Annotated in this window: 12 protein-coding genes; 4 read left to right on the top strand and 8 right to left on the bottom strand. The window is 64.7% G+C overall.

From position 1 onward, the window contains the following. Nucleotides 1-57 precede the first annotated feature (57 nt). Nucleotides 58-4,791, bottom strand: a complete 4,734-nt coding sequence (gltB, locus tag K3F49_RS29645) for a glutamate synthase large subunit (protein ID WP_234684441.1) — start codon at nt 4,789-4,791, stop codon at nt 58-60. Nucleotides 4,792-5,281: 490 nt separating this feature from the next. Here gltB and K3F49_RS29640 point away from each other — a divergent pair, with 490 nt between their 5' ends. Next, nucleotides 5,282-6,031, top strand: coding sequence for a hypothetical protein (locus K3F49_RS29640; RefSeq protein WP_234684440.1), 750 nt, complete (start codon nt 5,282-5,284; stop codon nt 6,029-6,031). Between the two features lie 85 nt (nt 6,032-6,116). Here the strand turns inward: K3F49_RS29640 and K3F49_RS29635 are convergent, their stop codons facing one another. Further along, nucleotides 6,117-6,578 (bottom strand): Hsp20 family protein, encoded by a 462-nt coding sequence (locus K3F49_RS29635; protein WP_234684439.1) that lies wholly within the window; start codon nt 6,576-6,578, stop codon nt 6,117-6,119. Nucleotides 6,579-6,799: 221 nt separating this feature from the next. On the opposite strand from K3F49_RS29635, the gene K3F49_RS29630 reads away from it, so the two are divergent. Further along, nucleotides 6,800-7,747 carry an alpha/beta hydrolase gene (locus tag K3F49_RS29630; RefSeq protein WP_234684438.1) on the top strand — a complete coding sequence of 316 codons (948 nt, stop codon included), beginning with the start codon at nt 6,800-6,802 and terminating at the stop codon, nt 7,745-7,747. A gap of 124 nt (nt 7,748-7,871) precedes the next feature. Here K3F49_RS29630 and K3F49_RS29625 read toward each other — a convergent pair whose 3' ends face one another. Beyond that, nucleotides 7,872-10,679 carry a di-heme-cytochrome C peroxidase gene (locus K3F49_RS29625; RefSeq protein ID WP_234684437.1) on the bottom strand — a complete coding sequence of 936 codons (2,808 nt, stop codon included), beginning with the start codon at nt 10,677-10,679 and terminating at the stop codon, nt 7,872-7,874. Between the two features lie 176 nt (nt 10,680-10,855). Continuing rightward, on the bottom strand, nt 10,856-12,652 hold the full coding sequence (locus K3F49_RS29620; RefSeq protein ID WP_234684436.1) for an adenylate/guanylate cyclase domain-containing protein: 1,797 nt from the start codon (nt 12,650-12,652) through the stop codon (nt 10,856-10,858). Between the two features lie 227 nt (nt 12,653-12,879). Here K3F49_RS29620 and K3F49_RS29615 point away from each other — a divergent pair, with 227 nt between their 5' ends. Further along, nucleotides 12,880-13,512 carry a LysE family translocator gene (locus K3F49_RS29615; RefSeq protein ID WP_234684435.1) on the top strand — a complete coding sequence of 211 codons (633 nt, stop codon included), beginning with the start codon at nt 12,880-12,882 and terminating at the stop codon, nt 13,510-13,512. A gap of 27 nt (nt 13,513-13,539) precedes the next feature. Here K3F49_RS29615 and K3F49_RS29610 read toward each other — a convergent pair whose 3' ends face one another. Continuing rightward, nucleotides 13,540-14,292, bottom strand: a complete 753-nt coding sequence (locus K3F49_RS29610) for a sulfite exporter TauE/SafE family protein (RefSeq protein WP_234684434.1) — start codon at nt 14,290-14,292, stop codon at nt 13,540-13,542. Between the two features lie 89 nt (nt 14,293-14,381). Between K3F49_RS29610 and K3F49_RS29605 the strand changes: the two genes are divergently transcribed. After that, a complete protein-coding gene (locus K3F49_RS29605) occupies nt 14,382-15,272 on the top strand; it encodes a LysR substrate-binding domain-containing protein (protein ID WP_234684433.1) in 891 nt (296 codons plus the stop codon). Between the two features lie 120 nt (nt 15,273-15,392). Here K3F49_RS29605 and K3F49_RS29600 read toward each other — a convergent pair whose 3' ends face one another. From K3F49_RS29600 to K3F49_RS29590, 3 genes are all read right to left on the bottom strand, one after another. After that, nucleotides 15,393-16,382: a Bug family tripartite tricarboxylate transporter substrate binding protein gene (locus tag K3F49_RS29600; RefSeq protein WP_234684432.1), complete on the bottom strand. Its 990-nt coding sequence runs from the start codon at nt 16,380-16,382 to the stop codon at nt 15,393-15,395. 22 nt (nt 16,383-16,404) lie between these two features. Then, nucleotides 16,405-17,187 (bottom strand): histidinol-phosphatase, encoded by a 783-nt coding sequence (gene hisN / locus K3F49_RS29595; protein ID WP_234684431.1) that lies wholly within the window; start codon nt 17,185-17,187, stop codon nt 16,405-16,407. Nucleotides 17,188-17,714: 527 nt separating this feature from the next. Next, the gene (locus K3F49_RS29590; RefSeq protein WP_234684430.1) at nt 17,715-18,605 is read right to left on the bottom strand and encodes an N-formylglutamate amidohydrolase; all 891 of its coding nucleotides are present in this window, start codon (nt 18,603-18,605) and stop codon (nt 17,715-17,717) included. Nucleotides 18,606-18,875: the final 270 nt, after the last annotated feature.

Below are 18,875 nucleotides of genomic sequence, written 5' to 3'. Positions count from 1 at the left end.
GTAGGAAGAAAGTCTGGATTGCTTCGCTTCGCTCGCAATGACGGGGTGTGATGCTCTTTACGCCCCGATCGCGATTTTCGGCTCGGCGTCCGCGTTGGCGGCCATTTCGCGCAGCGCGCGCCGGTACTCGACCGGCATCACCTTGCGGAATTTGGGCAGCCATTCCTTCCAATTGGCAAGGATGTCGGCGGCGCGCTTGGAGCCGGTCGCCTTGGCGTGGCGCGTGATCAGGACGTGCAGACGCTCGACGTCGGAATCGAGCAGGTCCTTGAACACGTCGACCCGGCCATGCGCCTCGAGGTCACCGGAGTGGTGATAGGTGCCGGCGTTGATCAGCTCTTCCGACAGCACCGGCTCGAGCTCGACCATCGCCATGTTGCACAGCTTGTCAAAGCCGCCGGTCTCGTCGAGCACATAGGCGATGCCGCCGGACATGCCGGCCGCGAAGTTGCGCCCGGTCTTGCCGAGCACGACCACGATGCCGCCGGTCATGTATTCGCAGCAATGATCGCCCGCGCCTTCGACGACGGCGATCGCGCCCGAGTTGCGCACGGCGAAACGCTCACCGGCGACGCCGCGGAAGTAGCACTCGCCCTGGATGGCGCCGTACATCACGGTGTTGCCGACGATGATGCTTTCTTCCGGCACGATGCTGCTGTTGGCCGGCGGCTTGACGATGATCTTGCCGCCCGAGAGGCCCTTGCCGACATAGTCGTTGGCTTCACCCTCGAGCTCGAAGGTGACGCCGTTGGCGAGCCACGCACCGAACGCCTGGCCGGCGGTGCCCTTGAGGCCGACATGGATGGTGTCCTGCGGCAGGCCGGCATGGCCGTAGATCTTGGCGACCGCGCCCGACAGCATCGCACCCGCGGAGCGGTTGGTGCTGTTGATCACGGCTTCGATCTTCACCGGCGCACCGCGATCGAGCGAGGGCTGTGCCTTTTCGATCAGCGTGCGGTCGAGCACCGCTTCCAGGTGATGGTTCTGGCGCTCGGAGTGATAGATCTTCTGGCCCTTTTCTTCCTTCTGCTTGACGAACAGCTTGGAGAAGTCGAGCCCCTTGGCCTTCCAGTGCGCCACCAGCTTGGTCTGGTCGAGCAGCTGAACCTGGCCCACCATCTCGTTGAAGCTGCGGAAGCCGAGCGAGGCCATGATCTCGCGGACTTCCTCCGCCACGAAGAAGAAGTAGTTGATGACGTGCTCGGGCTGGCCGGTGAAGCGCTTGCGCAGGACGGGGTCCTGGGTGGCGACGCCGACCGGGCAGGTGTTGAGATGGCACTTGCGCATCATGATGCAGCCGGCCGCAATCAGCGGCGCGGTAGCGAAGCCGAATTCGTCCGCGCCGAGCAGTGCGCCGATCACGACGTCACGTCCGGTGCGGAAGCCGCCATCGACCTGGACCACGATGCGGCTGCGCAGCCGCTCGCGCACCAGCGTCTGGTGGGTTTCGGCGAGCCCGATCTCCCACGGCGAGCCGGCATGCTTGATCGAGGTCAGCGGCGAAGCGCCGGTGCCGCCCTCGAAGCCCGCGATGGTGACATGGTCGGCGCGCGCCTTGGCGACGCCCGCGGCGACGGTGCCGACGCCGATCTCCGAGACGAGCTTGACCGAAACGTCGCCCGTCGGGTTGACGTTCTTGAGGTCGTAAATGAGCTGCGCCAGATCCTCGATCGAGTAGATGTCGTGGTGCGGCGGCGGCGAGATCAGGCCGACGCCCGGGGTCGAGTGACGAACCTTGGCGATGGTCGCGTCGACCTTGTGGCCGGGCAGCTGGCCGCCTTCGCCGGGCTTGGCACCCTGCGCCATCTTGATCTGCATCATGTCGGAGTTGACAAGATACTCCGTGGTGACGCCGAAGCGGCCCGAGGCGACCTGCTTGATCGCCGAGCGCATGCTGTCGCCGTTCGGCATCGGCTTGAAGCGGTCGGCTTCCTCGCCGCCTTCACCGGTGTTCGACTTGCCGCCGATCCGGTTCATGGCGATCGCCAGCGTCGTATGCGCCTCGCGCGAGATCGAGCCGAAGCTCATCGCACCCGTGGCGAAACGCTTGACGATGTCCTTGGCCGGCTCGACCTGGTCGAGCGGGATGGGCTTGCGCTTCTCTTCGTCCGCGTTCTTGATCCGGAACAGGCCGCGCAGCGTCAAGAGACGCTCCGACTGCTCGTTGAGGATCTTTGCGAAGGCGCGATAGCGCTCCAGCGAATTGCCGCGGGCGGCATGCTGAAGCAGCCCGACCGACTCGGCGGTCCAGGCATGATCCTCGCCGCGGCTGCGATAGGCGTATTCACCGCCGACATCAAGCGCGGTCTTGTAGACCAGCGCCTCGCCGAACGCGTCGGCATGACGGCGCACGGCCTCTTCGGCGATTTCCGCAAGCCCCACGCCCTCGACGCGGGTGTGGGTACCGGCGAAGAACTTTCCGACGAAATCGGCCTTCAGGCCGACGGCATCGAAAATCTGCGCGCCGCAATAGGACTGGTAGGTCGAGATGCCCATCTTGGACATCACCTTGAGCAGGCCCTTGCCGATCGACTTGATGTAGCGCTTGACGATCTCGTAGTCGTCGAGCGAGCCGGGCAGGCGGTCCTTCATCGCGATGATGGTTTCGAACGCGAGATAGGGATTGATCGCTTCCGCGCCGTAACCTGCGAGGCAGGCGAAGTGATGCACCTCGCGCGGCTCGCCGGATTCGACGACCAGGCCGACCGAGGTGCGCAGCCCGGTGCGGATCAGGTGGTGATGCACAGAGGCACAGGCCAGCAGCGAGGGGATCGGCACGCGGTCCGAGCCGACCATGCGGTCGGACAGGATGATGATGTTGACGCCCTCGCGCACCGCGCTCTCGGCCCGCGCGCAGAGCTCGTCGAGCACCTGGTCCATGCCGGCAGCACCGAGACCGGCGTGGAAGGTCGTGTCCAGCGTGCGCGACTTGAAGTGCGATTCGGCAACATCCGAGATCGAGCGGATCTTTTCGAGATCCGCGTCGGTCAGGATCGGTTGGCGCGCTTCAAGACGCTTGGTGGTGGCGAGGCCCTGCAGATCGAACAGGTTCGGCCGCGGTCCGATGATGGAGACGAGGCTCATCACCAGCTCCTCGCGGATCGGGTCGATCGGCGGGTTGGTGACCTGCGCAAAGTTCTGCTTGAAGTAGGTGAACAGCGGCTTGGCCTTGTCCGACAGCGCCGAGATCGGCGTGTCGTTGCCCATCGAGCCCGCGGCTTCTTCACCGATGGCCGCCATCGGCGTCATCAGGATCGCGATGTCTTCTTGGCTGTAGCCGAACGCCTGCTGGCGATCCAGAAGCGACAGGTTGGAGCGCACGCCGGTGGTCGCCACCTTCGGCAGCTCTTCCAGCACGATCTGGGTCCGCTCCAGCCACTCCTTGTAGGGATGGCTCCGGGCGAGCTCGGCCTTGATCTCGTCGTCCGGGATCAGACGTCCCTGTTCGAGGTCGACCAGCAGCATCTTGCCGGGCTGCAAGCGCCACTTGGTGATGATCTGGTCCTCGGGGATCGTCAGCACGCCCATTTCGGACGCCATCACGATGCGGTCGTCCTTGGTCACGAGATAGCGCGCCGGCCGCAGGCCGTTGCGGTCGAGCGTGGCGCCGATCTGGCGGCCGTCGGTGAAGGCGATCGCGGCCGGGCCGTCCCACGGCTCCATCAGGGCGGCGTGATATTCGTAGAAGGCGCGGCGCTTCTCATCCATCAAGGGATTGCCGGCCCACGCCTCCGGAATCATCATCATGACGGCGTGCGGCAGCGAGTAGCCGCCCTGCACCAGGAATTCGAGCGCGTTGTCGAAGCAGGCGGTGTCCGACTGGCCCTCATAAGAGATCGGCCAGAGCCGGTTGATGTCCTTGCCGTACAGCTCGGAGCTGACCGAGGCCTGGCGCGCCGCCATCCAGTTGGTGTTGCCGCGCAGCGTGTTGATCTCGCCGTTATGCGCGATCATGCGATAGGGATGCGCCAGCGACCAGGCCGGGAAGGTGTTGGTCGAGAAGCGCTGGTGCACGAGCGCGAGCGCGCTTTCGAAATCCTTCTCGTGCAGATCGGGATAGTACTTGCCGAGCTGGTCGGCGAGGAACATGCCCTTGTAGATCACGGTGCGGCAGGACATCGAGCACGGGTAGTAGCCCGCAAGGCCGCGGTCGCGACGCTGATAGATCGCCTGCGAGATCGACTTGCGCAGGATGTAGAGATGGCGCTCGAAATCGTCCTCGGTCTTGGCGGTGCCGTTGCGGCCGATGAACACCTGCATGCAGGCGGGCTCGGTCGGCTTCACGGTGACGCCGAGCGAGGAATTGTCGGTCGGCACGTCGCGCCAGCCGAGCAGGGTCAGGCCTTCCGCCTTGATCTGGTCGGCGATGATGCTCTTGATGACGTTGCGCCAGGCGGTGTCGCGCGGCATGAACAGCGCGCCGATGGCGTATTCGCCGGGCGCCGGCAGCGCGAAGCCGAGCTCCTTGGCCTTGCGGCTGAAAAAGGCGTGCGGGATCTGCACCAGGATGCCGGCGCCGTCACCGGCGCGCGGGTCGGCGCCGACGGCGCCGCGGTGCTCGAGATTGCAGAGGATGCTGAGCGCGTCCGAGACGATCTCGTGGGACTTGTTGCCCTTGATGTTGGCGATGAAGCCGACGCCGCAGGAATCCTTCTCCAGGCTCGGATCGTAGAGACCTTCGGCCGGCGGACGCGAATTGTGCTCCTGAATCGGATCGGTCGTTTTCGAGGCGACCGTCGCCGACAGCTCTTCTGCCACGATGTTTGCGCTCTCGAATTGCGACCCGTTCATTGTTCCAATCCTCTCCATGCGGCAAGCTGCCTCACCGCTCTCGTCGGCGCACCTTGGGCGTTCCGCGGCACCCGCCTCTGGGTCACCGCTCGTCCGTTGCGAGCCGCATTTTCTTAAATTCAGGCCTAGGCGTTCTTCGTCCCCGAGAACGGCTTTGCCTGTTGCCTTATGGTGCTCGAAAGCACCGACTTTCGTTGCAATCCCCATGCCGGAACTGCAAGCAAAATTGAGACAGTCTTCCTGTCCTAACCATCACCTTGCCAAACTTTTGTCTATCACACAAGCGCGCGAAAGTCCCGATTCCCCATCTGTCAATCAATCGCTTTCCGAAAGTTGCGCGGCCCCGGTTTTGAAGCAAACACGCCCTGATCCGGCCTAAGCGGCGCCGAAATCCCCAATGAAGCTTCGGGTCAGCCCTTCGAAAGGCGCGCCACGCCGCAAGAAGCGAAAGAGCGCGACCATCCGGGGGCCTGACAGGAGCGTGTCGACGATGAAGTTTTTCACAGGATGTGTGGCCGCGGCCACGCTGGCGCTGGCTGCATCCGCTGCTCAGGCCCAGGTTCCGGCCAGCGGTCGGTCCGGCGGGGCCATGATCGTGGTGTCGGATTTCGACGGACCCTACGGGCCGCCGGACGCCGCGCCACCGCCGCCGCCGCGTTACGGCTACGGTTATGGTTATGAGGAACGCGGCCCGGCGCCGGCGCTGCTGCCGGCCACCGAGGTCTACGCGGTGCTGCGCGAAAACGGCTTCTCGCCGCTCGGCATCCCGCGGCTGCGCGGCGCCGTCTACACCATCGCGGTGATCGACCGTCGCGGCGACGACGGCCGGCTCGTGATCGATGCCCGCGACGGACGGATTATCCGCTTCATGCCGGCCGCCGATGCCTATGGTATGGCGCCGACCTATGAGGAGCCTTCGGTTGCACCTTACCGGCCACAAAGCGCGCTGCCGCCGCCGACCATGGTGCGTGGCGGCCCACCGCGCCCGCCGGCCCCGATCCCGCATGTCGCCAGCCGCACCGTTCCGCTGCCCAAGGCGGCTCCGCAGCGCGCAGAGACACCGGTCGCGGCCGCCAAGCCGGCCGAGCCGACGGCGCAACCCACGCAGCAGGCGGCCGCCGTGCAAGCAAAACCCGCCGAGGCCGCGCCGCAAGCCACAGCTCCGACCGTCGGCCAGGCCAAGCCCGCCGCAGCGATTCTGCCGACGCAGGACATGCCGGCGGCGCAGGGGCTGGATTAGGCCTGCGAGTTTGCACGACCACGCAAAACGAAAAAACGCCCCGGGGCACCGGGGCGTTTTCGCAACTTGGTCGCTGTGGATGCGCTTAGGCAGCGACCGAGCTCTCGATCACCTGCGCGGACTGCGCGCCGCCGTTGATTGCGATCTGGCGCGGCTTCTTGGCTTCGGGAATCTCGCGCACGAGGTCGACATGGAGCAGGCCGTTCTCGAGCGAGGCGTCCTTCACCTGCACGAAGTCGGCAAGCTGGAAGGCGCGTTCGAAGGCACGGGCGGCGATGCCACGATAAAGCACCTCGGACTTCGAGGTCTCGTTGGCGACTTTCTCGCCCTTGATCGTCAGCGTGTTTTCCTTCGCGACGATGGAGAGCTCATCCTTGGCGAAGCCCGAGACCGCAACGGTGATGCGGTAGGCGTTCTCGCCGGTACGCTCGATGTTGTAGGGGGGATAACCGGGGCTGCCGTCCGAACTCGTCTGGTCGAGCAGGTTAAAGAGACGGTCGAAGCCGACGGTGGAACGATAGAACGGGGTGAGATCGTAGGTACGCATGGTCAAGTCCTCCATTGAGCGACTGTTCAGGTAACCCGCCCGCCAATCGGGCCGGGCTTTCGTCTGTGTGCAGCCTGATGTTCCGGTTCCGAAACACTGGTAGCGGCCTGCACCAAGGTGATATGGGTGAGTCCAGACAGCGTTCAAGAGGGCGGCAATGGCGCCTTTTCGGCGCTCCCGCCCCTTGATTTACAGCACTTGGCGCCCACGCACTCCCAATCATGACGCTGGTCTCGATCCCGTCCAATCCCGTTCCCGAAGACGTCGTCAGCGGCACCATCAAGACGCCCGACGGCGTCGAGCTGCGCTTTGCGCGCTGGGCGCCGCCGGCGAACCGCAAGGGCACCGTCTGCGTCTTCACCGGGCGCAGCGAGCAGATCGAGAAATATTTCGAGACCGTACGCGATTTGCGCGACCGCGGCTTTGCGGTGGCGACGTTCGATTGGCGCGGGCAGGGACATTCCTCGCGCCGCCTGCGCGATCCGCGCAAGGGCTATGTGCGCAACTTCGCCGACTACGAGATCGACGTCGAGACCTTCGTGCAGCAGGTGGTGCTGCCGGATTGTCCGCCGCCGTTCTTCGCGCTGGCCCATTCCATGGGCGGCGCGGTGTTGTTGCGCCTTGCGCATGCGCAAAAGCGCTGGTTCGACCGCATGGTTCTGTCGGCGCCGATGATCGACCTGCCCGGTCGCGCCACCTCGATTCCGGTGCGCACATTGCTGAAGACGCTGCGGATGCTGGGACGGGGCGGCGGTTACGTTCCCGGTGGCAGCGATCACATCACCGGCTTGTCTCCCTTCATCAACAATCCCCTGACCAGCGATCCCGTGCGCTATGCGCGCAACGCCGCGATCCTGGAGGAGGACCCGACGCTCGGCCTGGCGTCGCCAACGGTCGCCTGGGCCGACACCGCGTTTTCGGCGATGAGCACCTTCAGGGGCATGAACTATCCGTCCGGGATCCGCCAGCCGATCCTGATGCTGGCGGCCTCCAACGACACCGTGGTTTCGACCGCGGCGATCGAGGAGTTCGCCTACCATTTACGCGCCGGCTCCCATCTCGTGATCGCGGGCTCGAAGCACGAGATCCTGCAGGAGCAGGACCGCTACCGCTCCCAGTTCTGGGCCGCGTTCGATGCGTTCGTGCCGGGCACGCCGCTGTTCAAGTGAGGCGGGCGCACTTGATCGTGCCACAGCTCCGTCATGCCCGGGCTCGTCCCGGGCATCCAGGGACTTTGGTTCAGCGAGACAAGAACGTGGATGGCCGGGACAAGCCCGGCCATGACGAAACAACTCACAGCGTCTTCAGATACTCGATCAAATCGTAGCGCTCCTGCTCCTTGAGCACGCGGCCGATGGTGCCGTCCTTGCCGGGGCCAGGCGTGCCATCGAACGAATGGCCGGCATTGCTGTTGCCGAACATCTCGGTGCCGTCAGACGCTCGCGTCGAGAAGCGCGACTGCCCGGTCTTGCAGCTCTCGTCGTCGGAGACCGCAAAGCCGACCTGCTTCGGATCGTAGTCGCGACCGCCACCCATGCAGAACGATTTGGGGCGCTCGGCTGCCGGGCTCAGCATCCAGTAGAGCGAGGGCACCGATCCGTTGTGCAGGTAAGGCGCCGTGGCCCAGACGCCGTTGAGCGGGCGTGCGCGATACCAGGGCCGCGGCTCGTTCTTGTCGGGCGGCTGCGGGCCGGGGTTCGGGCAGTTCTGGCGCTTACCCCACCAGGCGTCCTGGACCTTCGGGTCGATCTTCGCATCGTCCATCGCCTTGCGGCTGACGATGTCGACGAGCACCATCAGGCCGACCGAGTACGGCATGTCGGTCGAAGAGATATCCGGCAGATTGCAGCTCCACCAGGCATTGAGCTTCTGCGTGGGATCGAGCTTGAGAAAGCCCGGCACCTGAACCGTCCGCGTTGCCAGCACACTGGCCTGAGCGGGATCAGTCCCCATGCCTTTGGCGCTTTTCTGGACCTCGTTCAGGAATTTGTCGTCGCCGATGGCCTCCCACCGCGATGAGGACCAGATGCTCTGGCTTGGAAATTCGGTGTCGAACACGGGATCGTTGACCGGACCGAGATGGCATTCGACGCAGATCTCTGCATAGAGCTTGCGGCCGCGTTTGACGCGGTCGCCATCGATCTTCCAGGCAGCATCGCCGAAGATGTCCGACGGCCATTTCGGCGACGTCAGTCCGGAGAGCTGCTTTTTCGGATAGGGCGCCGAGCCCTTCAGCAGATCCTCGATCCAGTTCAGATTCTTGATGTCCATCGACGAGCGGAACAGCGCGTCCTTGGGGGTAGCGTCGGACAGGTTGAGCAGCGCGGTCACGCCCAGCGCTTCGCCGGCGTTGCGGATCAGCGGCTGTTCGATCGAAGCGTCATATTGCGCGAATTTGAGCCAGGGGACGGTCCAGATCGGCGGGAAGCTGACCGGTGCGTCCTTGGCATGCAGATTCTTCTCGAAGCCGCTGAGGCCGCTCAGCGTCATGTCCTGGGAGAAGACCTGATTGCCGATGCGGTTGAGCGCGTCGAGACGGCCGTAGCCTTCCTCGGTGTCCTGCTGCTGCTCTTCCCGCTTCGTCTTCTCGTTGAACCTCGTCTTGCCGTCGATGGTTTTCGCGTAGGTCTTCTCCCAGTCTTTCAGGAATGTGCCGATCGCACTCAGCTTCTGCTTCAACGCATCGCGATCCGCATCGCTGGCGGAGGGGCCGAGCACACGGTCGGCGAAGCGCGTGAAGCGACCCGGCACGAGGAGCGTGTACGCGATGGACAGGCCGGTCGTGATCTCGAGCTTCCTGAGATCGGTCATCGCGGGACCGCCGTCGAAGCGGATGTCGATGCCTTTGTAGTGAATCTGGCCGGTGTGGCAGGCGGCGCAGGTCAGGCCGATCCGGTCTTCGCCGACCTTGCCGGTTGCCGGATCGGGCACGCCGGTCATGCGCGCGAAGCCGACGGGCAGGCCGTCGACGTTTTCGGCCTGGGCGCCCCAGTTGACCGGCGGATCCCACAGCCGCGCCGGCACCGGTTTCGTCTTGTCGTAGACGTTGGCGTAGCCGAACCGGCGCAGCGTCGCGTCATCGATGTTGATCGTCTGCGGGCTCGGGATGAAGCCGAAGCGCTGGAGATGATCGCTATCATGGAGCATGCCGGGCTTGGCAAAGAAATGCAGCCGCGGCTGCTCCAGCGCCATGAACCAGCGATAGGGCACCGGGAAGGTCGCGGTGCCCTGGCTCGCATGATGAAACCAGTGCCGGTCCTCCAGCGCCCAGTTTTGTTCGAGCCAGTACGCGGCCCGGGATTCGACAAGCTTCGGCAATGGCGGGGCGACGAACTGGCCGATGACGCCGGGCAGCATCGGCTGGAATTGATCGGGAAAGCGCAGCGCCACGATGCCAAAGACGAGGAGCGCAGCGACGAGGCCGCCGATCGCGCGCAAGATGAGCGAAGGCGGTGTGACCGGCTGGCTGACGACCCGCTGGGTAATCCGGTCCGGGAATTTGCGCTCGTTGAACAATGTCCTCACCTCGGCCACGCTGAGATAGCGGTCATCACCCTGACCCTTGCCCATGATCTTGAGCAGGACCGGCCATTCGAACTTCATCAGGATCGGGTAGTACCAGCGCGACTGATTGCCGGCGCGCTTGAGATTGTCGTTCATGAAGGTCTGGATTTGCGCGGCGTTGAGCCCGGTCTCGGTGCCGCCGTCGGGATCGGTACAGGTGCCGCCGAAACTGGCGAGCCGCGCAATCTCGTCCTCGTTGACGCGCCCGTCGACGCCGAGGATGCGCGACCCGGCGCCGAGCTTGTCGAGCGGGCCGCCGCGCAAGCCATTGAGCTGCGCGCCCCAGAAGATGCTTTGCAGGATGTGACAGGCGCCGTTGGCGATGAGCGCAACGCCGCGGACCTGGATGCGGGCCAGAGCCTTTTTCGCTCCGGTCTCGCCGCTTGCATTTGCGATGGTCTGCGACAACGTCCGGAGCGGGACGGTCCCGCCGTCGACAAAACCCTCTCCGACAAGGCCGCGCAGGAACGGGCAGGGATTGTTCGGCGAGACCTGGATCGATGGATCGATGGGGGGCTTCGAGACGGAATCGTTCATGGCCCAAAATCCTGAAAACGGCGAATCGTGAAATGCAGACGCGCCGATAGAGCGCGGAAAGTCCTAACAAACCGCCAGCAATCTGTACTACTTCAGCGTGTGGCGAAGTGTGGCGGAATTCACTGTCGTGTCAATAAAAGTGGACGGGAGATGGTCGCCCCGACCGCCGTTTGCCCTCAGGATTCGGCGGCGCGTCTGAGGTCGCTCTGGACCAGAGTGAGCTTGCTGGCCGGGACGCCCGCCTTCAGGAGCCCGTCGCGGTAATGCGCGATGTCCTCGGGCCGCTTCCAGTGAAAATTCCGCAGATGGCGGTCGACATTCAGGGTCGGATAGTTGCCCATCAGCACGCCGGTCGCCTCGACCGCCTCGCCGGTCCGGCCCAATTGCGCCAGCGCCGCGGCGCGGATTGCGAGCGCCTGCATGTGGTTCGGGTTGACGTAGAGCTGCTCGCGGGCCCACGACAGTGTCGCGTCATATTGCCTGAGCAGATAGTGGCTGAAGGCGTTCAGCGCGGCCCATTGATAGCGCGGGTCGCTGTTGTCGCGCTGGGCGGCCATCGAGAACATCTCGATCGCCTGGCGGTGCTCGCCGACCGTGAAATGGCAGATGCCGAGCACGCCACGCGCGCCCATGTCGTAAGGGTTGAGCGCGACCGCGCGCTTGGCGGCATCCATCGCCGCCTCGTCATGGCCTTCCAGCGCGTGCGCCCAGGACAGGATCGAGAACGCAAAGGAGGAGCGCGGGTCGAGCCGGACGCTGGTTTCGGCGAGACTCATCGCCTCGGCCCACATCTCGCGCGTGCCCTTGACCCAGCCGAACTGGATGCTCTGGATCTGGATCGTGGCGAGATAGGCATGCGCGATCGACAGTTTCGGATCGAGCGCGATCGCCTGTCGGAATAGGTCGACGGCCGTGGTCAGATCTTCCTTGGTCTGCCGGTAATAATGCGACAGGCCCTTCAGGAAGCGGTCCCAGGCGGTGATGTCGTTGGTCGGGCGCGCGGGCGCGGAGGCCTCGGCCCGGACGATCTCGGTGGCGATGGCCGCGGACAGATTGGTCGTGATCTCGTCCTGCATCGCGAAGAGGTCGCCGATGTCGCGATCGTAACGGCCGGTCCAGAGCTGCTCGCCGGTCTCCGGCGCGATCAACTCGGCGGTGACGCGGATCTTGGCACCGGCGCGCCGCACCGAGCCCTGGATCAGATAGGTTGCGTCGATCTCGCGCGCGATCACGCGCGTGCTCACATTCTTGCCCTTGAAGGCGAAGGTCGAGTTGCGGCTCAGCACGCGGTAGAACGATTGCAGCGACAGGGCGTGGATCAGGTCCTCGGTGAGGCCGTCGGAAAAATATTCGTCCTGGGCGTCGCTGAGATTGGCGAAGGGCAACACGCCGACGATGGCAGTGCGGTATTGCTGCGAGAGCGCCGATCCTTCCCTCAGCTCCGGCGCGAGTGCGGTCGCGCCGTCGGGCGTCCAAGTCCAGATTCCGACCGGATCCTTGATGTTCTTGAAGCGGTGGTTGCCGCCGTCGACCAGCGGCACGGTGAGATGCTTGCTGGCCTCGCGGTAGGCCTTGGCCGAGATCGCGAACCCGCCAGGGCTTGCCACCGATTCCAGGCGGACGGCGATGTTGACGTCGTCGCCGAACACCTCGTCTTCGTCGGCGATCACGTCACCCATGTGGATGCCGAGCCGGAACTGCATGGTGCGTTCTGCGGGCAGATGGTGATTGCGCTCCGCCATCAGCACCTGCATCGCGATCGCAGCCTCGGCGGCGCCGACGATGGAGGGGAATTCCAGCAGGAAGCCGTCGCCGGTGTTTTTGACGACGCGGCCGCCGTGATTGAGGATGATCGGATGGATCGCGCTGCGATGGGCCTTGAAGGCGGCATGGGTGCCGGCCTCGTCATGGCCCATCATCCGCGAATAGCCGGCGACATCGGCGCAGACGATGGCAGCCAGACGTCTTTCCATATCCTCGGAACTCCAAGGGAGAGGGGAGCGCCACCGCGTGGCAGTCGCCTCGAATCCCGCATTTCAAAACCCTGCCTTTATAGAGCAGATGGGGCCGAACGAAAGTATGATCCGCATTGCAAATTCGACGCAAATCCTAAGCATTCCCGGCGGTGGACGGCGGGGTGCGAACCGACTAAGGCCGGTGCTTTGAGACGGCCAGGCCGGGCGGCGGGAGGGCCTTTATCATGCTGGGCATTCACGAAATCTGGCTCTTCGTCCTGTCGGGCGTGCTGCTCAACATCACGCCGGGGCCGGATACCGTCTATGTCATCGGCCGCAGCATGCAGATGGGCTGGCGCGGCGGGGCGGCGGCGGCTTTTGGCATCAGTTGCGGCTGCTTTTTCCATGTCGCGGGCGCCGCGATCGGCCTTTCGGCGCTTTTGATGGCCTCATCGACCGCATTCGGGGTCGTGAAGCTGGTCGGCGCGGCCTATCTCGTTCTGACCGGGCTGCAGATGCTGTGGTCGCGACCGGTGCTGGCGGGAGTCAAGGACGAGGCCGGGCGGAGCTCGCTGCGGCGGGTCTTCCTCCAGGGCGTCTTCACCAACGCGCTCAATCCCAAGGTCGCGCTGTTCTTCCTGGCCTTCCTGCCTCAATTCGTCGCAGCCGACTCAGCCCACAAGCCGCTCGCCTTCCTGACGCTCGGCCTGATCTTCATCTGCACGGGGACGCTGTGGTGTCTGGTCTTGGCGGCGTTCGCGGCCAAGGCCGCCAATCGCCTGCGGCAGTCCGAGGGCGTGATCGCCTGGGTCAATCGGACGCTGGGCGGCCTCTTCATCTATCTCGGCATCCGCGTCGCCATGCTGGAGACGCGATAGCCCATCCGAACGGACGATTGAATCGCGTCAGGCGAATTCCTTCAGCAGCGCGCTGCCGGCCAGATAGACGCCAAGCAAAATCATCGCGACCAGGAACCAGCGGCGGAATGCTTCCGCCGGCATTTTCGCCCGCACCGACTGGCCGATGAACATGCCGGCAAACGCCGTGGCCATGGCGACCGCGCCCGGCACGGCGTTGGCTGGGGTCAGCAGGCCGTCGGCGGTCAGGTTGAAGGCGAGCGCCAGCGTTGCCGTGGTGAAGAACACGCCGAGCGCCTGCACCAGTTCGTCCTTTTCCATGCCGATCGCCTGCATGAACGGCATCGAGGGGATCACCTGCACGCCGGTCGAGGCCGAGATCACGCCGGTGATGAGGCCGACCACGCCGCCGACCCATTTCTCGTTCCGCGGCGCGACGTGGAACTTGAATTTGCTGAGGCCGATGAGGGCGTAGATCACCAGCAGGATGCCGAGCACCACGGTCCCGTAGCGGGCGTGGGGGCCCGTCAGCGCGCCGGCATTGAGCCAGCATCCGACCACGGTGCCGATCATCAGCGGCCAAAGCCGCCGCAGGATGTCGCGCAAATGGGGGCCGACAAAAGTCTGCCAGATGTTGGTGACGATGGCGGGCACGATCACGATGGCGATCGCGCGGCTGGGCGCCATGTTCACCGCGAGCAGGCCCATGGACACCGTCGGTAGTCCAAGCCCGACGACGCCCTTAACGAATCCGGCGACCAGGAAGACGGCGGCGATGAGAATGAGAAGCGGGTCGATCATGTCACCACATTGACCGAAGCCGCGCTCCGGCACAATCTGGAGGTTACGGAGACAGCCTTCGTCTGATACGAATGCTGAGGAGACCTGCCATGCGTTTCGACCTCGTCGATCTCCAGCTCTTCATCGCGGTCGCCGACCAGCGCAGCATCACCCGCGGCGCCGAGCGGTCGCACCTGGCGCTGGCCTCGGCCAGCGCACGGATCAAGGGGCTCGAGGACGCGCTTGGCGTCGCGCTGCTCAAGCGCGGGCGGCGCGGCGTCGAGCTCACCGCGGCCGGCGAGAGCCTGCTCGACCATGCGCGGATCGTGATCCACCAGATCGACGCCATGCGCGGCGATCTCGCGGGCTTTGCCAGCGGCGTGCGCGCCAGCGTGCACTTCCTTGCCAACACCTCGGGCCTCTCGGAGCACTTGCCAAAAGCGCTCGCCGGCTTCCTGCGCCAACATCGCGACGTCGCCATCGACATCGAGGAGCGCGAGAGCACCGACATCGCGGCCGCGATCACCGCGGGCGCGGCCGACCTCGGTTTTGCCGCCGAGCATGCGCTGCCCGATCATGTCGAGCGTTTCGTGTTCAGCGAAGATCGCCTGACTTTGGTGACGTCGAAGCGCGGCCCGTTCGCCGGCCGCCGCCAGATCGATTTCCAGGAGGCCAATGCCTGCGAGTTCGTCGGCCTGACCAGCGCCACCGCGCTTCAGATGCATATTTCGAAGCATGCGGCCCGGCTCGGCATGCGCCCGCATTTCCGCGCTCGCTTGCGTGACTTCGACGCGATCTGCCAGCTGGTCTCAGCCGATGTCGGCGTTGCGCTGGTGCCGGAATCCGCCGCCCGTCGCTGCGCCAAGCTGATGCCGCTCGCCATGGTCCGTCTGCGCGACGCCTGGGCCAACCGCCGCCTCGTGATCTGCGCGCGCAGCTTCAAGGCGCTGCCGCGGCCGGCGAAGATGCTGGTGGAGCATCTAAGGGCGGCGGCGATGTGAGGTCGTTCGGCAAACTCGTCATGCCCGGGCTTGTCCCGGGCATCCACGTTCTTAGCTCCGCATGGGAAGACGTGGATGGCCGGGACAAGCCCGGCCATGACGGCGGAGCGAGAGCTTTGCCTACTTCGCCGTCTCCACGCCGGCGTCCTTGATCACCTTCGCCCACTTCTTGGTCTCGTCCGCAATGAATGCGCGAAAATGCTCCGGCTCGTCGCCGATCAGCGTCGCGCCCTGCTGGGCGAGCTTGTCCTTCACCGCGGGATCCGCCATGGCCTTGGTCGCGAGGTCATGCAGCGCGGTGACGATCTCCTTCGGCGTGCCCTTCGGCGCGACCATGCCGTACCAGTTCTCGATGCGCAGATCGGGAAAGCCCGCTTCCTTCGTCGTCGGCACGTCGGTTGCCGTCGGCGCGCGTTCCTCTGAACCGACCGCGATCGGCTTCAGGGCGCCGGCCCTGACCTGAGGCAGCAGCACCGGGAGGTCGAGGAACGTCATCTGCACCTGCTGGCCCAGCAGATCGTTCACCGCAGGCGCGGCGCCGCGATAGGGCACGTGCACGATGTCGATTTTCGCCGTCAGCTTGAACAATTCGCCGGCGAGATGCGGCAGGCTGCCGGCGCCCGAGGAGGCGAAGTTGAGTTTCCCGGGTTGCGCTTTCGCGAGCGCGATCAATTCGCCGATGTCCTTGGCGGGCACGTTGGTGGCGACAACCAGCATTTCCGGCACGGTCGCCACCAGCGTCACCGGGGTCAGGTCACTGAGCGTGTCGTAGGCGACCTTCTCCATGTTCGGACTGATCGCAAGCGCGCCGGCAGAGGAGATGGCGATGGTGTAGCCGTCGGGCGCACTCTTGGCGACCGCGTCGGTGCCGAGCACGCCGCCCTGGCCGCCGCGATTGTCGATCAGCACCGGCTGGCCCGCCAGTTCCGACATGCGCTGGCCGATGACGCGGGCGATGATGTCGTTGGGGCCGCCGGCCGGGAATGGCACGATCAGCTTGATCGGTCTTGCCGGAAAATTCTGCGCCGCCGCTGCTGACGGCAGCAGCAGGAACGATCCCAAGAACAATCTGGAGAACAATTCAACGAGAAGCCTGCGTGAGATGGTCATGCAAGCCACCCGCGGGCGCTTGTTATTGGTTGAGCAGTTTCAGTGCTTCCTCGTGCACCCTGGCGTCGCCGGCCGCGACGATGCGGCCGCCGCCCTGGGCCGGCTTGCCTTCCCAGGTGGTGACGACGCCGCCGGCGCCGGTCACGATCGGGATCAGGGCTGCGATGTCGTAGGGCTTCAACTCGGTCTCGACCACGAGATCGACATGGCCGGCCGCCAGCATGCAATAGGAATAGCAATCGCCGCCATAGCGCGAGAGCCGCGCGCTCTGCTCGATCCGGCCGAAAATGGCGCGGTCGCGCTCGTTCATCAGCAGCGGGCTGGTGGTGTAGGTCGTCGCCTCCGACAGCGAGGCGCAGCGGCGGACCTGAAGCCGGCGCTCGCCGGAGGGGCCTTTATAATTGGCCGAGCCGTTGTCGCCGGAAAAGCGCTCGCCGATGAAGGGCTGGTGCATCATGCCGTAGACCGGCGAGCCCTTGTGCAGCAGCGCGATCAGCGTGCCCCAGATCGGAAAGCCGCCGATGAAGGACTTTGTGCCGTCGATGGGGTCGAGCACCCAGACATAGTCGGCGTCCTCGCGCTCATTGCCGAATTCCTCGCCGACAATGCCGTGCTGGGGGAAGCTCGCCTTGATCAGCCGCCGCATCACCGCCTCCGCCGCGCGGTCGGCTTCCGTCACCGGGTCGAAATCCTTGGTCTTGCTCTTGTCGTCGATCGACAACGAGGTCCGGAAGAACGGCAGGATGGTTTCGCCGGAGGCGGTGGCCAGTCGTCCGATGAAGGCTGAGAAGTCGATCACCGTCACGGCGCATCCTCAAAACGAAAGTCGGGTGAAGCTTTTCATCTGCCTAGCTCAATTCGCCTCTCGCGTGCAGCGCTGTCTTGATTTGCACCCTGGTATTTTGGATGCGGATACCGCCTGCCTCCAGCGAGCCATATGCTGGCCAAATATCGATCACGGTGTTGAGAACTTAGTTCCTTGTATGCCTCGTTCGTATGCAAATGACTATCAACCCATTGAATTTCCTTATCAAAGAAACTGAATCTGAATTTCGCTGGAAGCAAATGAGCCATGTGTTTTTGCATGGGAAACCGCTCAAAAGCCCTTGCACTTTGTGCGGCGCGGCCGCATATTGTTGCGGTGCGGTAGCGCTTCTCGCGTTACCGCTGCCCTCCTTGGGCGTTTCCTCCCTAGACTTGGGCCGCTTCTTCATCAGAAGCGGCCCTTTTTTCTTGAGGCGCCTGTTTTCAGTTTAGCGCGCGTACGCTTGCGAAGCGAAACGCATTCGCATCTCTCACTGAGAGCACGATCGTTTGCGAAAGAGTTAGCGTCTATTCCGCTGCGGCCTGGAACGGGCCGAGATCGCCGAATGGGATCGTGGTCGCCAGCACATCGGCGAGGATGCCGAAGTCGCTCGACACCTGCGCAAAGCGCGGGCCGCGCTCGCGGCGGCGCTCGTCCATGTAAATGGCGCGGTTGAGCTCGAGCTGCACCGCGTGCAGGCCGCTCGCCGGGTTGCCGTAATGCTCGGTGATGAAGCCACCGGCATAGGGCTTGTTGCGGCCGATCGAATAGCCGAGCCCCGTCATGGTCTCCTCGACGCGGTCGGGCAGCAGCGGCGTGCAGCTCGTGCCGTAGCGGTCGCCGATCACGATGTCGGGCCGGCGCGGCTCGTCTCTGCTGACCCCGACCGACGGCATCGAATGGCAGTCGACCAGCACCACGGTGCCGAACATCTGGTGCACCTTGTTGATCAGCCGGCGCAGCGCGCGATGGTAGGGCTTGTACAGCGTCTCGATCCGCGCCAGCGCGTCGTCGACCAGGATGCGGTCGCGATAGATCTCCTGGCCGTCGCCGACCACGCGCGGAATGGTGCCTAACCCGCCCGCGACCCGCATCGAGCGCGTGTTGGCAAAGCTCGGCAGCCGGCCGGTGAACATGCGGGGATCGAGCTCATAGGGCTCGCGATTGACGTCGACATAGGAGCGGGGAAAGTTGACCCGCACGGTCGGAAAGCCGCGCTGGCTCAGATGGCCGATCAGCTCGTCCATGAAGGAATCTTCGGACCGCCGAAGTTGCGGCAGGTCGATCCGCGATGCGCTGAGGAATTCGTCCGGATAGGTCGAGCCGGAATGGGGCGAGTTGAAGATAACAGGCGCGCGCCACTCGGCGGGCTCCACGATCTCGAAGGCTGGCGACGCGTCGCCGTCAAACCGGGTCATCTGCTCAGGCTTCGTCCCTTCACGCCGCACGATCCGCCATAGATCCCAGATCGAGTGATTCGGCCGGTCGAGCGGCTCTTATGTGCCCTCATTGTCCGGAATCGCAACCATTCTGCCAAGCGAAAAGATGTGATCGGCGCTGGAACATGTCTTAACCGTGCGGGCAGCGAGCCGGGGATGTGCAGACGCGTGTCGATTGATTCGCGCGGCATTCGGGTTCACAAGGGGCCGCGCCGGTCGGGCTCAGGGTAAAGATTTTCACCCGAAATT

Source organism: Bradyrhizobium monzae, assembly GCF_021458635.1.
In the GTDB taxonomy this organism is placed as follows: Bacteria; Pseudomonadota; Alphaproteobacteria; order Rhizobiales; family Xanthobacteraceae; genus Bradyrhizobium.
The sequence above is the reverse complement of the archived record's forward strand: the minus strand, read 5'-3'. Positions and strand labels throughout refer to the sequence as shown.

Excerpts from the sequence above, each read along its gene's own strand:
- gltB (WP_234684441.1), bottom strand. The coding sequence starts at position 4,791 with ATGAACGGGTCGCAATTCGAGAGCGCAAACATCGTGGCAGAAGAGCTG.
- K3F49_RS29640 (WP_234684440.1), top strand. The coding sequence starts at position 5,282 with ATGAAGTTTTTCACAGGATGTGTGGCCGCGGCCACGCTGGCGCTGGCT.
- K3F49_RS29635 (WP_234684439.1), bottom strand. The coding sequence starts at position 6,578 with ATGCGTACCTACGATCTCACCCCGTTCTATCGTTCCACCGTCGGCTTC.
- K3F49_RS29630 (WP_234684438.1), top strand. The coding sequence starts at position 6,800 with ATGACGCTGGTCTCGATCCCGTCCAATCCCGTTCCCGAAGACGTCGTC.
- K3F49_RS29625 (WP_234684437.1), bottom strand. The coding sequence starts at position 10,679 with ATGAACGATTCCGTCTCGAAGCCCCCCATCGATCCATCGATCCAGGTC.
- K3F49_RS29620 (WP_234684436.1), bottom strand. The coding sequence starts at position 12,652 with ATGGAAAGACGTCTGGCTGCCATCGTCTGCGCCGATGTCGCCGGCTAT.
- K3F49_RS29615 (WP_234684435.1), top strand. The coding sequence starts at position 12,880 with ATGCTGGGCATTCACGAAATCTGGCTCTTCGTCCTGTCGGGCGTGCTG.
- K3F49_RS29610 (WP_234684434.1), bottom strand. The coding sequence starts at position 14,292 with ATGATCGACCCGCTTCTCATTCTCATCGCCGCCGTCTTCCTGGTCGCC.
- K3F49_RS29605 (WP_234684433.1), top strand. The coding sequence starts at position 14,382 with ATGCGTTTCGACCTCGTCGATCTCCAGCTCTTCATCGCGGTCGCCGAC.
- K3F49_RS29600 (WP_234684432.1), bottom strand. The coding sequence starts at position 16,382 with ATGACCATCTCACGCAGGCTTCTCGTTGAATTGTTCTCCAGATTGTTC.
- K3F49_RS29590 (WP_234684430.1), bottom strand. The coding sequence starts at position 18,605 with ATGACCCGGTTTGACGGCGACGCGTCGCCAGCCTTCGAGATCGTGGAG.